Genomic DNA, 15,087 nt, shown 5'->3' on the forward strand with positions numbered 1-15,087 from the left:
ACTCCTCTCTTATTCTTTTAAGAGTACCAAAAAAAAGAATAAATTTCACGCCAAAACATGACATTTGCATCCTATTTATATAGTGAAAGGGGGTGATAAACATGGCAGTCGAAACAATCGTAATGGATTTAACTTTACGTCTCGTCTTAAACAATGGATTAGATAAGAATGGAAAAACAGTTTTTAAGAACAAACAATTTAAGCGCGTAAAAACAAACGCAAACTTAGAGCAAGTACAAAACGTAGCACGTGCTCTTGCTTCTTTACAAGCATCACCACTTCACGCTGTACAACTTGTTAGCACATCAGATCTTTCTAACCTTTAAGGTGGAAATGTAATCAGTGGGGATGCCCCTACTGATTACAAGATAAATAAAAAGGAGGAAACAACGTATGCAAGTACTAGAATTAATTTTCGCGAAAGAAGATGGAAAAACAGTTGTCTTTTCTATCGAGAAGCCGATCACGCCCGTCGATGCACAAGTCGTAAATCAAGTAATGGATACGATCCTTGCCTCATCTGTATTTTCATCAATTAATGAAAATACCCGAAAAAAAGGAGCTCGTCTCGTAGAAAGGACTGTATCTGAAGTTCCCATTACCTTATAAAGTGAAACTTTAATCAGCCCTCACCAATTGGACTTTTATGGGCAGCCCGCCCACACCTAACTTCTTTGCTTTCGCTGCATTTTGAGGTGGGGGTCTTACTACCCATTAAAGTCGAATAAACAAAAAGACGAATCTGCATCATTTTGCAGATTCGTCTTTTTTCTTCGGCATTTCAATTGGAATAAAGATTTTTGAAAAACCGACGCATACATATTTATAGTGTTCTCCGCCGATATCAAATTCCGTCTTATATGTTGAGAAGAATATATAATCATCTCGCTTCGTATAATGATCGATTAACAATCCAACTTGCGGTTCAACATATTTTTTCGCCAACTTCTTACCAGCCGATGCTAAATCACCAAGGAGCCCCTCTTCATTTTCCTTTTGAACTTCGTCTAGCTTCTTACTTACATCATTACGTTTCATAAACTGCTTCGCTGCCCAATCCGTATATTCACCTTTACTCGGATTACTATTTGCTAAATATACTAGAAGAACAACAACTAGAGCCATAATAATATACCTTTTCTTCATACTATCTCACCGCCTACTCTTTTCTATTTTCATATATATGTACAAGCGATGCAAATTAGAAAGACTATCATCTATTGATTGTAAACGAATAGCTAAAATTTACAATATGAAATAAAAGATTAACAATTAATTTACTTAATTCGTATATAATTATATTGAGAATTATTATCATTTATAAAGGGGGAATTAAATTTATGAATGACGAAAATGATATTATTATTTCTAATTCTACAATGATGTTAGAACCATACAAGCACCCTTACTATCAGACAAAGATTATCGAAAGTAGCGGGAACCATCTTTACTCCTGTCAAACTGCTCTCCAACTTATCAAACAATCTTGTCTAACCAATGTTCACTCTACTTATCAAGGTAGACGGAAAGCAGTTCAAACAAACTTTCATTTCAAACAAAATGTGCCGATTCCAATTAATCATCGAGAATATATTTGTGCTTTCCCAACAGAGTCTCCTTCTTCTCCAAACTGTATATGGCTATTTTATAACCATATAGATGACATAGAGTTTTTCAAAAAAAGTAAAAAGGCTACCATTCATTTTTCAAATGGTACAACTACAACTATACATATCAGTCCCCATAAGTTAAAACAACAATTATTAAAAGCCGGATATGTATTATCACGTATGAACATGCAAGATTCACTACAATTTAAAAGCCTCTTACTACATTTACTACCTTAACAGAATAAGTAGAATGGAAAGCAATATCACTTGCCTTCCATTCTTATGATAATATTTATCCTCTTAAGCTATTTCGCATTTTCTCAAGTGCTTGCCGGTACATCCACCTCACTTGATAATAGCTCATCTCTGTCTCCAAAGCGATTTCCCCCATCGTCTTTCCTACAAAAAAACGTTCAAAAATAATATACTTCTCCTTCTCATCTAATACACTCATAAAATCCTTCGCTTTCATTTCAATATCTTCAAAATGAAAGATATCCTCATACTCTCCTACACATACACACTTTTCTTGCACTGCAAACTCTTTCTTCAATCTTTCTAATATATAACCACGTACCGTTACAACTGCATATGCAGGAAAACTCCCTTTCTCCGCATCAAACTTTTCATACGCATGCCAAAGACCGATTAACCCACATTGATAATACTCTTCATAATCTTGATAGATCCCCAACCTCTTTATTTGATTTACAATCAATCCTTCATACAACAAGGCTGCCTCTTTAAAAGTCGCTGGTTTCACACAGTACCCGTTTCTAAAAGGTATACCTTTCTAGTATTCCGCGGTACCTTCACAATATAAAAATAAAGAAGGAAATTCACTGTGAGTAATTTTAAATACAACCACCGAAATTTGAAATTACATGAAGTAGAATTTGAAATTCTGCTTGTGGTATTTGAAATAAGGGCAAAAATAAAAAAGGCGACTCTGGGGGGAGCCACCTTTTAATCCAATCATATTATTATACAGGCAAACCAGGTAAGAACTTTGCAATCAATACAACAATCGCAGCTAGGAATCCCGCTTTAATAATGAATAAAACAATAATTGGGATAGCTGCTTTCACTTTACTTAATCCTGCTGTAACTTGTAATCCTAACCAAATTAAAACTAAATTCCATAAATAGAACAATTCAATTGTATTACCGATTCCATATGCAAGTGAACCTTGATCAAATAGTGGTCCTAAACTTGTATACGCAGTTGGTCCAGCACCTAAAATTAAAGCTATAACACTATTAATAAGTCCACCAATAACAACAACAATATCCGCATATACAATAATCATTACTATTTTTTTATAAGAAGTATCATTCCCATAGAACATCATAAACACCTTATAAATAGCTGCAACAACTAATGTCGCAATCATAACACCTACTATTCCCCATATCGTACCAGAAATTACATCTGATGCAAGCGAACCCTGCTTTGCAAATTCGCCTCCCAATTTCTTTTGCATTTCAATCATCTCAGGTGATGTATACGTAATATACGAATTTAAACCACCCACAAGTCCTTGTAATAGCGCCACTATGAAGAACATACCCCAAACTTTCTCAGTCGTCTTCATTCTCTCAAACTGTAAACCAGGAGAAGTAATCATTCCGAACAATGATGGCTTCTCACCGCCAGCTTTTTGCGTATTCACATTAACTTCCATTATAACGCCTCCTTCTATGTATATAACCCGTTCTAACGGGCGGTTCACTTCCTCATATAGAGGCTACGAACCGCCCACTAGAACGGTAATGTGTAGTTCTACTACACTAGTAATTACTCATAACGCAATGCTTCAATTGGATCTAATTTCGCAGCTTTATTCGCTGGAATTAATCCGAAAATAATACCGAGTGTCATCGAGAATAATACGCCGCCGACGACAACTTCCCATGAAACAAGAGGTGGCCATTTTGCGAATGTGGAAACGATATAGGCTCCGCCATATCCAAGACCAATTCCGATTAAGCCGCCTAGAAGTGTTAACATAACCGCTTCAATTAAAAACTGTAATAAAATTTTACTACGCGTTGCCCCAAGTGCTTTACGTATCCCGATTTCGCGCGTACGCTCCGTTACAGATACTAGCATAATGTTCATAACACCGATACCGCCAACGACTAATGAAATACCTGCAATACCGCCGATGATCATCGTCATAATACCAGTTACTTTAGAAACATTTTCTTGGAATTCTTTTAAATTCACCAGTTCATATTTACCTGGAATTTCACTTGGCTTACGACTATTTAATACATCCACAGCTTGTTTTCCAGCTGCTTCTAAATCGTCTACATTTTTAGCTTGAATTGCGATATTTTGAATATTATCTGTTCCGAATAAAACAGGCCATAACGTAAGAGGGATTAATGCTTCTTCCATTTCAAATCCCATAAACTCATTATCAGATGTATACACACCGACAATCTGCATTGGCTGCCCCTTCATCTCAATAATTTGTCCAACTGGGTTTACGTCCTTAAATAACGTTTCTTCTGTTTTTGTACTAATCATCATAACGTTATTTGCATGAGTAATATCTGATTCACTTAAAGTACGTCCCTTTACGACCTTTACTTTATTAACGGCAAAATATTCATTATCCAGACCAATAACATTCAGATTTGCCTTTTTATCATTTACATCAAGTATCTCCATTCCCTGATTTGTTGTAATAACGTGGGATACATCCTTCACTTGTTTTACTTCCATAATATCTTCTTCCGTTAACTTCGGTATTTCATGCCCGCCCATATTAAACTCATCATTAATATCTGCTTTAAATTGAATTGGCATAAGATTATTACCGCCAGAACCTGCGAATTTCGACTTCAGCATCGCTTCTCCGCCTTGCCCAATTGCAACGACAGTAATAATAGAACCAACGCCGATAATAATACCTAGCATCGTAAGAGCTGAACGCAGTTTATGAGCTAAAATAGAAGAGAGGGCAATTTTTATACTATCTAGTAAACTCATACCGCACACCTTCTATCTTCTGTAATTTTCCCGTCTCGCAGTACAATGCGGCGGGAAGAATACGCTGCTACTTCCTCTTCATGCGTAACCATAACAATTGTTGTACCTTCTGCATTAAGCTTCGTGAAAATATCCATAACTTGCTCACCAGACTTCGTATCAAGCGCACCAGTCGGCTCATCGGCCATAATGAACGTTGGATTATTCGCGATAGCTCTTGCAATTGCTACACGCTGCTTCTGTCCACCTGACAATTCGTTCGGTAAATGATGCACGCGATCCGCTAATCCAACTTTACCTAATGCCTCTAAAGCACGCTTACGACGCTCTGCCTTCTTCACGCCGCCATATACGAGCGGAAGCTCAACATTTTCCACTGCTGAAAGACGCGGCAGCAAATTAAAGTGCTGAAACACAAAACCGATATATTCATTACGAATTAAAGCAAGCTTTGACTCGTCTGCTGTTAAGATATTCACATCATTCAACATATATTCGCCTTCTGTTGGACGATCTAAACAACCGATAATATTCATAAGCGTTGATTTACCAGAACCAGACGGTCCCATAATCGAAACAAATTCACCGCTCTGAATGGTTAAACTAATACCATGCAAAATCGGCACAGCCAATTTTCCTTGATAATACGTTTTAGCAATATGGTTTAACGTAATCATTTCTCTTTCACTTCCATTCCGTCATACACATCGTCGGAAGGATTTTTAACCACCTTTTGCCCCACTGTTACGCCTTCAGTAATCTCTGTCCAGTCTCCATCAGTAGAACCTTTTTTCACATTTTGTTTACGAAGCTTTCCTTTATCCTCAACATAAACAAATGCATCATCACCTTTTTCTACAATGCTCTTAGTCGGAACAGCAACCATCTTCTTATTCTCTAAATTTACTTGCAGAGAAACGTGATAACCTGGAGATAAACCATCTTGACTATCAAGGCTTGCTTTATATGTATATTGAGACATATTTTGAGTCGCTTCGCCCATACCGCCAGCTTGCGCCATCTCTGCACTCGTTGGGAATTCACTTACTTCTGTAATCTTACCTGTCCACTTCTTCTTATTATTTGCTTTCGCAGTTACAGTAAATGTTTGATCTTTTTGAATTTGTGACTTTTGAAGCTCCGTTAACGTACCTTGAATTTGGAATGGATCTTTAGAAGCCACTTGTAAGAAGGCTTTCCCTTGACCACCTAACGCTTGAGATGAACTTTGCGCCGCATCTTTATCTAACTTTTGAACAACACCAGCAAAATTACTATAAATCGTAAGCTCTTTCTGCTTTTTACTTAACTCTTCTTTCTGCAACTTCCCTTTTTCTTTCTCAAGATCCGTTGTCTTTTGCGCTATCTCCAGCTCACTTACTTGCTCTTCCATCGGATCTGTTACTTCTTTCCCAGCTCCGCTATCTTTCGCCTTCTTAATTTCTTTCTTCAGCGAATCAATTTTCTTCTTCCCTTGATCATAACGCATATCTGCCATCTTCTGATCAAGTTCAGCTTGCTTCATTTGAAGATTAATCTCTTCATTATCATAAGAGAATAACTTCGCACCTTTCTCTACCTCTTGTCCTTCTTTTACCTCAATATCTTTCACTTTCCCTTTGGCCGGATCCGCATAAAAACTTTCAATATTCCCAGGCTTCACTTGACCTGAAATTAACTTCGTATTATTCAGCTTACGCTCCGTTACCTTCTCAAAACTTACTGCGTCAGCCGTTGTTGCTGCCCCCTTCTTCTTCCCTTGCATTACAAAAATATTAACTGCTGCTACAATAACAATTAGTGCAATAACCCCGATAATAATCCATTTCTTCTTCTTGTTTGGAGTACGAACCGTATTTGGTACCATATTCTCTCTCCTTTTTATAACTTAATAGTTTAATATGAAATTGTATAAAACTTTCTGAAAATGAATTACATATTATTACATTCTTTTTACAAAGTTTTACACATCCATTTATATTGTAACAAAAATTCCAATGATTAGAAATATGACATTATGTCTTTTAAGATAGATTTAAGGAAAGATTATAGTAATATAAAAAAAACTATCCTTTATTAATAAACTCCTCACAAAGATAAATTATTAAAATTATTTTCCTAATTGCATCACTATCATTTTTGTCATATATATTTGACTTTTCATTTATTCAATTATAAAATGTCACATATACATGACATTTTGATGCACAAGGTCTACAACTATTAACTAGGAGGTTTATATTTGAATAACGTTAAACAATATCGAAAATCTGAAGGTCTCTCGCAGCTAGAATTAGCTAAAAGAGTTAAAGTGGCGAGACAGACAATAAACTTAATTGAAAACAATAAATATAATCCCTCTTTAGCCTTATGTATCGAATTAGCAAAAGCACTAAAAACAGATTTAAACAGTCTATTTTGGGAGGGAGATTAAATGATGAAAATTGAATGGAAAGAAAGAGTTTATAATAGTTTTGTTGGAACAATGAGTGAGCGAGATGAATATCAAAAACAAGAAATCAATAAAGAATTATCTGTAGCTGGAATTGGTTTATGGTGGTTAAATATGTTGGTCATGCTTATTATGTTACTCGTTGATACTATGAACCATACAATATCTATAGGAACTATATTAGTTTTTCTATCTAATATGATTTACGCTAATTATTTAGCCTTTAAATTTAAGAAAAAAGGTTTAAGTGATACTGAATGTGCAACAAAAGAAGAATATTTACAACACAAGAAAAAATTAAGAAAAGCTGGCTTAAAAGCAGGTTTTCTTTGGGGCTTTCAAATGTTTGTTTTTATGAATTATATCCTTCCCTATGTAGGTTCGGAGGAAATCTCTATTTCTTTATTTAAAGTTGTAATTTTCATCTGTGGTGGCGGATTTTTCGGTCTAACTATGTACGTAATTGGTTTATTAAATCTAAAAAAATTATATTAATTAATAAAAATCATTTACATATTAAACTGCAATTTTACATACTGATTTTCCTCGTATAAAAATATAAAAGCTATCCAGTATATAAACTGGATAGCTTTTTAAAATGAAATATTATGCTACTTTAGAAGCTTTTCTCTCATGTCCTATTTGAACAATCAATAAGAATATTGTTGATAAAATACCACCTGCTAACAGTAACATGAAGCAACCATCCCAGCCAGAACGATCAACAATAATACCAATTGCGGCGTTTGCTATGAAACTTCCTCCAACATAACCGAACAGACCACACATACCAACTGTCGTACCTACTGCAAATTTCGGTACTAATTCCATTGCACTTAAACCGATTAAGAATTGTGGTACATAAATTAAACAACCGATAATAGAAACTGCAATACTCACAACTATAATATTAGTTGCTTGCCAATACACGATTGTTCCAACAACAACCCCAGCCATACTTATAACACATAACGGCATACGTTTCCCTTTGAATAATTTATCACTTAAAAAACCGACAATTAAAGAACTTGGAATCGCTGCTGTTTCAAATATTGAATACGCAAAATGCGCCTCTGTTTTTGTAAAACCTTTAACTGTTGTTAAATAAATTGGTACCCAATTAATAACACCGAAACGAATTAAGTAAACAAATGCATTCGCAATACATAAGAACCATACAAATTTATTTTTCACTACATACTTCATTAAGATTTCTTTTGGTGACATCTTGTTAGCGTTATCTACTTTTTCAAGCTCTTCATAGTCATTACGATATTCATCAATTGGCGGAAGACCTTCTGATTCCGGTGTATCCTTCGCATTAATCCAAACAAGAACTGCAATTACCATTGCGATAATCGCTGGGAAAATAAATACGCCACCTTGCCAATGACTTTCCCCAAAAATACCTACACCAATTCCAATGAATGGCGGAACAAGTAGTGCTCCAACGTTATGTGAAATATTCCAAAGACCTGTTTTCGTACCGCGTTCTTTCTTTGAAAACCATTTCGTCATAACGATACTACAAGGTGGTGCACCCATACCTTGCACAATACCGTTTAGAACAAGTAATGTTAAAATCATCCCAAAGGAAGATGCATAGCCGAAACAAATATTAACAAGTCCAGATAAAAATAAACCTACTGCAATAAATCGTTGAGCAAATGCCTTATCAGATAAATTACCCATAAAGAATTTACTAAGTCCGTAAACAACAGCCATTACTGCACCCAATAACCCAATTTGTGTAGTGCTAAATCCGAACTCATCAACTAAATATGTAGTAGATAAATTAAAATTACTACGAACTAAATAATAAGCAGCATATCCAACTGAAATTCCGATTAACACACGAATACGTAGTAATCGATATACACGGTCGATCATATCCGCAGGCAATCTTTCAATTGCAGGTGCTGGCTTGAGCCATTTAAACATATTCTTTCGTCTCCTTTTCTCACTTCTGAGAGAGACGTTGTCTATTCCATATCTCGATTATTCCACTATTTGATATATGTTGGTTCGTTCTTCTAACCGGCTGTCCTTCTATTTCTTTCTCGTTCTTCGCAAACATCGTTGGCACGCCAAACGAAACCTTTTCTAAAATGTGACCCGCTTCTTCTGATAAACAATAATCAATAAATAAATCCGCAATAATACCATTCGGTGCACGTTTTAGTTTCGAAATCGCATTAACAGATAGACCTGTTTGCTCAGGTACGATACTTACAACTGGAAAGCCTTGTTTTTGAAGCATTCTTTGATCTCCCATGAAATTGATGCCTATCATATACTCACCACTCGCAACAAGCTCTACTGGCATGTAACCATTCACTGTTACTTCACCAACTTGCCCTGCAAAGTTCTTAACATATTCTTTTGCTTTCTCTTCACCTACAGTATCAATAAGTGATTGAAAAAACGTATAGGCTGTTCCTGAAACATTTGGATCTGGCATAACAATCTTTCCCTTATATACTGGATTTAATAAATCTTGCCACCTTGATGGATAAGGAAGTCCGAGCGGGGCTAATTCTTCGTTCCACCGCTCTTTATTGATCGCAATTGCCAGCTTCTCTACTTCATAACCGTACCAATAACCATCTTTATCTTTCACAGTTTTTGAAATACGGTTCGCATGCTGACTCGTAACAGGAATAGATAGATTTTTTTGCTTCATCATTTGATGCGCGTCTACCGTACCGCCAATAATAATATCCGCTTTCGGATTTCCAGCTTCCTCTTCTACCCTTCGAAGAAGCTCTTCTGTCGAAAGACGAATAAATTCATACGTACAGCCGCGTGGTTTACAAAATGATGAAAGCAACGCTTCCCCAACTTCCTCGCGAGCCGCTACATACGCAACAAGATGACGATCATTCAAAATAGGGAGACCACTTTTATTATATTTAATAGAGGTTGTATCTCGAGAGCAACTAGACATCGCTCCTCCAATTACTAGCAAAAAGAAGAAAAAGGCTATCTTTCTCATGACACATTCTCCTTTACAAATACATTTGCGAGGGAGCTTTTCATATACATGACATTCCCATTATTATCACCGAGATATTGCACAACAAAATACGATGGATACACAGAAATAGTAAGAATGTCTTCACGCTCATTCTTTATACGCTTACCAGTTTTATAAGCGGTAATATAAGCGATCGGTTCATTCTGTGATTGTAATAATTTCTGGATTTCTCCGTAATCTGTAATTTGCTTTGCATACCGAATCGAATCAAGTATGTGCGTAACATTCACCACACGTTCTACATCACCTTGGCGTACTATGACATCTTGTGCTGACGCAAAAAAATCACCAATACGTTCTGGTGTGTAATACAGACTTAACAAATACGTTTGAAATGCTGAAATCATTGGATCCGTACCATTCCTTCCGTACATATCAGCCCCGTACTGGAACAAGTCACCTACTGCAAAAGTACGCTTCTGTCCATTCAAGTACGTTACTTCTCCAGTAAATACTTGTTCTTGATTCTTAGCTTCACTCGGATTGATTTGAATTCGGTCAAAGAATGAAACAATCGTATGCAAACGAACTTCATCCGTTATAACAATTTCTCCCCACTTTTCATGCCTAACCTTCATTTCAGTAGGCAGGGATTCATTCACTCTTTGTAAAACAGCTTGTTTGTCATTCACGATTGTGATCCGATTATATATTTGCTTCTCCATCACATAAAACAAAATAAGAGAAACGATTATACAAAGGACAAATATAAGAATTTGAAATGATAGCCTTTTCATTTCTGCCTACCTCCAAGATAAAAAAACGTTGTTTCGAAAATACCGCATAATTGTTTCATAAATGTATCATTTAACCGCTTTCAAGTTTTTTATGTCTTCCATCCGTCTCGGAAGTAAAAATGTAATAAATATGGTAGTACCAACCTCTTCACTACTCTCAATTCGCATACTTCCGCCCTGCTTATTCATAATCTCCTGACAAATATACAAACCATACCCATTCCCGTAACTAGAAGAAAGTACCTTCCCTTCTGGCGATTCATTCCACTCTGCCAGCACACCTTCATCTATACCAATGCCATCATCATGAACAAACACCTTCGCCTCACGTTCATTTACAATGACATTCATACGAATTTGCGTAGCGTCGCTATATTTTATCGCATTATCAAGCACATTTAAGAAGATCTGTTTCGTCTTATCGAAATCGGAAACAACATATACATCTGTTAACTCATTGATAACTTCAATCTCAAATTTCTGCAAGCGAGGTTTCACGATTGAAACTGCTTCTTCGGCTAATTCCTTTATATTCACAACTGTAGGTGATATTTCAAACGTACTCGTCCCGTACTTTGAAGACTTAAGTAATTCCTCTACAAGTGATAATAAACGCTCACTTTCTACAGCTACATAGCGCAAGCTCTCCTGTACATCTTCCTTCGCCTTTAACTTCGGAATTAAATCCACATAGCCAATAATCGCCGTTAGCGGTGTTTTTAGCTCATGCGTAATACGGTCTAAGAAATCTTTCTGCTTCTCTTTCTCTTCCTTCAATTGCTTAATATGTAGTTCAATCCCATCAGCCATCGCATTAAAAGACGCTGAAAGCTGCGCAATTTCCACATATTCATTTAGCTCAATCTTACTTTTATAATCACCATTCGCAAGCCGGTGCGCCATTTGTCTTAACTGATCAATCGGCTTATGAAGAGACTTTGCCAAACGAATCGCAAAGAAAATACCCGCAGCTACGAGACAAAGAGACGTCATTAAAAACGTCCAACCGACATTTGTTAACACTTCCTTCTCACCCGTTAACTCATTTATAAAACGAACACTACCAATGACATCGTTTCCATAATAAACCGGGCTTGAAAACAAAAGAATTGGAGCTGGGTCTCCCTCTTCAAACACATAAGATTTCTTTCCCTTCAAAGAACTCTCAATATCAATATTCCGATGAAGAAGCGCTCCCTTTTGCGTATCCGCCACAACATCCCCATTCTTCCCGATCATCTGTACACGGACATCCATGCGCTTTGCTAAATACGAAGCAATTAAAAGTGAATTCGGACCGAGCGTCTCTACCTCTGCTTCCTTCTCTAAATAATTCATCGTATAAATTTGTGCTTCTACACTTAACTTTTCTAAAGAATTTGCCGCGTTATGATACATATTCTTTTCTAACGTAATATAAACAACTGCGTACAAAAGAACAAATATCGGGATTAATAGTCCAACGATTCCAAACACCATATTTCTTTTTAAAGACATACCATCACCACTTAACAATCCAGTTTATAACCAACGCCATAAATTGTCTTAATATATTCTCCGCTATTCCCTAACTTCTTCCGCAGTCTTTGCACCATAATATCAACCGCTCTCGTATTTCCGATATACTCAAATCCCCATACTTTCTCAAGTAACTCATCTCTCATAAATACACGCTGCGGATTGGAAACAAACAACTGACATAAATTAAACTCTCGGTACGTTAACTGAATCTCTTGCCCACTCACATGCACTTTTCTTTCCTTAGGACAAATCGTTATCTCTCCCGCCCCAATTACTTCATGGCTTACCGTTACCTCCTTCTTCTTCACGCGCCGCGTCATATTCTTGACCCGAAGAATAAGCTCCGCATAATTAAATGGCTTCGTCACATAATCATCTGCACCAAGCTGCAAGCCAAGCAATTTATCATTCATCTGACTCTTCGCAGTTAACATGAGCACTGGAATATCCCGATCCTTCTCCCGGAACAAACGAAGTAACTCATACCCATCTGTATCTGGAAGCATAACATCCAAAATCAAAACATCCGGCCCTTCATTCCATCTCTCTAAAGCTTCTCTCCCGTCAGCCGCCGTAAGCACTTCATATCCTTCCATCTCAAGCTGCATCCGAATCAAATTACGAATACTCGATTCATCATCCACTACAAGTATTTTCATCATTCTCCTCCTTCCATCCTGTATTATAGTACAGTTTAGTATAGCAAAAATCTTATAAAAAAAGAGAGGGTATTGTCGAACATATGTTGAACGACAATACCCTCTCCTTCACTTATTAGTCTTACTTATCATACCCATTAGGTTTCTTCTGATGCCAATTCCAAGCATGCTCAATGATTGTCTTCACATTTACATACTGAGGATCCCAACCTAACTTCTCTTTCGCTTTCTGAGAAGAAGCAACTAAACGTGCTGGATCTCCCGCACGGCGCGGTGCTACTTCAGCTGGAATTTCATGATTTGTAACTTCACGAACTGCATCAACGATTTCTTTAACACTGAAACCATTACCATTTCCTAAGTTATAGAAATCACTTTCTCCGCCGTTTTGTAGATCTTTAAGACCTAAGAAGTGAGCTGCTACTAAATCTTCAACGTGAATATAATCACGGATACAAGTACCGTCTGGTGTATTATAATCATCACCAAACATCATAATCTTCTCACGTTGACCTAACGCCACTTGCAATACAAGAGGAATTAAATGCGTCTCTGGACGGTGATCTTCCCCAATAATACCATTTGGAGTTGCACCAGCCACGTTAAAATATCTGAAAATCTTATAACGTAAATTAGAAGCTTGGCTATACCAATGAAGCATCTTCTCGATTGCTAACTTCGTCTCTCCATACGTATTCGTTGGATTTGTCATCGTTTCCTCAGTAATAAGGTCTACATCTACCTCACCATACGTCGCCGCAGTAGAAGAGAAAATAAACTTATCTACCTTAAACTCATCCATTACCTCTAATAAACAAAGTGCACCATACACGTTATTATTATAATATTGAAGAGGCTTCTCCATACTAACTCCCACTAAAGAATCAGCCGCGAAATGCATAACCGCCTCAATATTTTCTTGTGTAAACACATCTCTTAAAAATGCTTTATCACGAAGGTCGCCATTATAAAACTTCGCACCTTCCGTAATTGCATCCTCATGACCCGTTTGTAAGTTATCTACTACTACTACAGATAAACCTTCGTCTACTAATTTTTTCACAGCGTGCGAACCGATATAACCAGCTCCACCGCAGATTAGAATCGAACTCATAGTTCTCCTCCTACATATATTAAGATTTCTTATTCACTCTCTTATTATAAAAGGTATACGATTGCTCGTATACCTTTTGTGTACCTTTATTACTTAGCAACGAAATAATCCGTTACATATTGTGCCCAAACTTCGTGGCCTTTAGCACTTGGGAAACCGAATTCTTCTGTTAAATATGGCAAGATAGCCTTTGTTGACGCATCAGGCCATGCTCCCCAATGATCCACATATGTATAACCATTTTGCGTCGCAAATTGCTTTAACGCCTCAATTGCCTTCGGATAATTCTTCGCACCATACACTGGGTTTGATGGTTGAATCATAATCGTAGCACCTTTTGCACTAGTAGAAAGTGCTTGTACAAATTTTTGCGTACTCGGAACTGAGTTTCCATTACCAGTCTTACCATTGTCAGTAATAAACGGTGGCTCGAATAAAATCACATCTGGATTTTCTTTCGCAATCTCTTTATCACGCTTATTTGCGATTAACTCTTCTGTACTTTCACCCTTATATTCTTTGACTATCACATTCCATAACCCTTTACCATAAGAAGCATCTAGGTTAGCAGTTAACTTAGCTGCCCAAGCATCTTTTGCAGATGAAGAAGCTTCATCACCAACAATAACAAGATTTACTGCCTTCTTGCCCTCAGCGGCTTTCTTTAACTTCTCTTTCACTTCATCCGGTAAATTCTTCGCATATGCTTCATTAAAAGATGACTTCGCATCTTGTTTTTTCTCTGTTTTCTTCACACCGCTATCTTTCACTTCAGACTTCGTTTTCGTCACTTCACTCGTCTGTCCTGTCGCATTCGCAACTTTCTTATTCCAATATAATTTACCGCTCACAACCGAAGCGACAAACAATACAAAAATAACTAGGACAAGTACCGCTTTCTTATTCATCGATTCACCTCATCTATTATTCTCACAACATATAATACTAATATAAAT

Annotated in this window: 18 protein-coding genes; 5 read left to right on the plus strand and 13 right to left on the minus strand. The window is 36.8% G+C overall.

Going from position 1 to position 15,087, the window contains the following annotated elements; translation table 11 throughout:
- Window positions 1-101: 101 nt before the first annotated feature.
- A complete protein-coding gene (locus ACTFRN_RS15100; protein WP_014893407.1) occupies window positions 102-326 on the plus strand; it encodes a DUF1659 domain-containing protein in 225 nt (74 codons plus the stop codon).
- Between the two features lie 67 nt (window positions 327-393).
- Window positions 394-609, plus strand: coding sequence for a DUF2922 domain-containing protein (locus tag ACTFRN_RS15105; RefSeq protein WP_016718961.1), 216 nt, complete (start codon window positions 394-396; stop codon window positions 607-609).
- A 138-nt stretch (window positions 610-747) separates the two neighbouring features.
- On the opposite strand, the gene ACTFRN_RS15110 is transcribed toward ACTFRN_RS15105, so the two are convergent.
- Window positions 748-1,146 (minus strand): DUF4359 domain-containing protein, encoded by a 399-nt coding sequence (locus ACTFRN_RS15110; protein WP_000747726.1) that lies wholly within the window; start codon window positions 1,144-1,146, stop codon window positions 748-750.
- A gap of 194 nt (window positions 1,147-1,340) precedes the next feature.
- Between ACTFRN_RS15110 and ACTFRN_RS15115 the strand changes: the two genes are divergently transcribed.
- Window positions 1,341-1,847, plus strand: a complete 507-nt coding sequence (locus ACTFRN_RS15115) for a competence protein ComK (RefSeq protein WP_074567492.1) — start codon at window positions 1,341-1,343, stop codon at window positions 1,845-1,847.
- A 55-nt stretch (window positions 1,848-1,902) separates the two neighbouring features.
- Here ACTFRN_RS15115 and ACTFRN_RS15120 read toward each other — a convergent pair whose 3' ends face one another.
- From ACTFRN_RS15120 to ACTFRN_RS15140, 5 genes are all read right to left on the minus strand, one after another.
- Complete coding sequence (locus tag ACTFRN_RS15120; RefSeq protein WP_074567493.1) at window positions 1,903-2,373, minus strand: sigma-70 family RNA polymerase sigma factor; 471 nt, start codon at window positions 2,371-2,373, stop codon at window positions 1,903-1,905.
- 220 nt (window positions 2,374-2,593) lie between these two features.
- Complete coding sequence (locus ACTFRN_RS15125) at window positions 2,594-3,295, minus strand: Yip1 family protein (RefSeq protein ID WP_000453649.1); 702 nt, start codon at window positions 3,293-3,295, stop codon at window positions 2,594-2,596.
- A 113-nt stretch (window positions 3,296-3,408) separates the two neighbouring features.
- Window positions 3,409-4,611 carry an ABC transporter permease gene (locus ACTFRN_RS15130; protein WP_000054359.1) on the minus strand — a complete coding sequence of 401 codons (1,203 nt, stop codon included), beginning with the start codon at window positions 4,609-4,611 and terminating at the stop codon, window positions 3,409-3,411.
- Complete coding sequence (locus tag ACTFRN_RS15135) at window positions 4,608-5,288, minus strand: ABC transporter ATP-binding protein (RefSeq protein ID WP_000631602.1); 681 nt, start codon at window positions 5,286-5,288, stop codon at window positions 4,608-4,610. Before ACTFRN_RS15135 ends, ACTFRN_RS15130 begins: the two co-directional genes overlap by 4 nt.
- Window positions 5,285-6,478 (minus strand): efflux RND transporter periplasmic adaptor subunit, encoded by a 1,194-nt coding sequence (locus ACTFRN_RS15140; RefSeq protein WP_088106311.1) that lies wholly within the window; start codon window positions 6,476-6,478, stop codon window positions 5,285-5,287. The genes ACTFRN_RS15135 and ACTFRN_RS15140 overlap by 4 nt, the downstream gene beginning before the upstream one ends.
- Before the next feature lie 375 nt (window positions 6,479-6,853).
- Here ACTFRN_RS15140 and ACTFRN_RS15145 point away from each other — a divergent pair, with 375 nt between their 5' ends.
- A complete protein-coding gene (locus tag ACTFRN_RS15145) occupies window positions 6,854-7,045 on the plus strand; it encodes a helix-turn-helix transcriptional regulator (protein WP_001067018.1) in 192 nt (63 codons plus the stop codon).
- On the plus strand, window positions 7,046-7,558 hold the full coding sequence (locus tag ACTFRN_RS15150; protein WP_014893405.1) for a DUF3278 domain-containing protein: 513 nt from the start codon (window positions 7,046-7,048) through the stop codon (window positions 7,556-7,558). It begins immediately after the preceding gene.
- Window positions 7,559-7,669: 111 nt separating this feature from the next.
- On the opposite strand, the gene ACTFRN_RS15155 is transcribed toward ACTFRN_RS15150, so the two are convergent.
- From ACTFRN_RS15155 to ACTFRN_RS15185, 7 genes are all read right to left on the minus strand, one after another.
- Window positions 7,670-9,004 carry an MFS transporter gene (locus ACTFRN_RS15155; protein ID WP_000477581.1) on the minus strand — a complete coding sequence of 445 codons (1,335 nt, stop codon included), beginning with the start codon at window positions 9,002-9,004 and terminating at the stop codon, window positions 7,670-7,672.
- A gap of 19 nt (window positions 9,005-9,023) precedes the next feature.
- Window positions 9,024-10,058: an ABC transporter substrate-binding protein gene (locus ACTFRN_RS15160; RefSeq protein ID WP_001225633.1), complete on the minus strand. Its 1,035-nt coding sequence runs from the start codon at window positions 10,056-10,058 to the stop codon at window positions 9,024-9,026.
- Complete coding sequence (locus tag ACTFRN_RS15165) at window positions 10,055-10,837, minus strand: DUF3919 family protein (RefSeq protein ID WP_049111886.1); 783 nt, start codon at window positions 10,835-10,837, stop codon at window positions 10,055-10,057. Before ACTFRN_RS15165 ends, ACTFRN_RS15160 begins: the two co-directional genes overlap by 4 nt.
- Before the next feature lie 66 nt (window positions 10,838-10,903).
- A complete protein-coding gene (locus tag ACTFRN_RS15170) occupies window positions 10,904-12,334 on the minus strand; it encodes a HAMP domain-containing sensor histidine kinase (RefSeq protein WP_074567499.1) in 1,431 nt (476 codons plus the stop codon).
- An 11-nt stretch (window positions 12,335-12,345) separates the two neighbouring features.
- Window positions 12,346-13,017, minus strand: a complete 672-nt coding sequence (locus ACTFRN_RS15175; protein WP_000699577.1) for a response regulator transcription factor — start codon at window positions 13,015-13,017, stop codon at window positions 12,346-12,348.
- Between the two features lie 121 nt (window positions 13,018-13,138).
- Complete coding sequence (gene galE / locus ACTFRN_RS15180; protein ID WP_000095013.1) at window positions 13,139-14,131, minus strand: UDP-glucose 4-epimerase GalE; 993 nt, start codon at window positions 14,129-14,131, stop codon at window positions 13,139-13,141.
- An 89-nt stretch (window positions 14,132-14,220) separates the two neighbouring features.
- On the minus strand, window positions 14,221-15,039 hold the full coding sequence (locus tag ACTFRN_RS15185; RefSeq protein ID WP_074567500.1) for an SGNH/GDSL hydrolase family protein: 819 nt from the start codon (window positions 15,037-15,039) through the stop codon (window positions 14,221-14,223).
- Between the last annotated feature and the right edge of the window lie 48 nt (window positions 15,040-15,087).

This window comes from Bacillus cereus group sp. MYBK245-2 (assembly GCF_051916145.1).
In the GTDB taxonomy this organism is placed as follows: domain Bacteria; phylum Bacillota; class Bacilli; order Bacillales; family Bacillaceae_G; genus Bacillus_A; species Bacillus_A pacificus.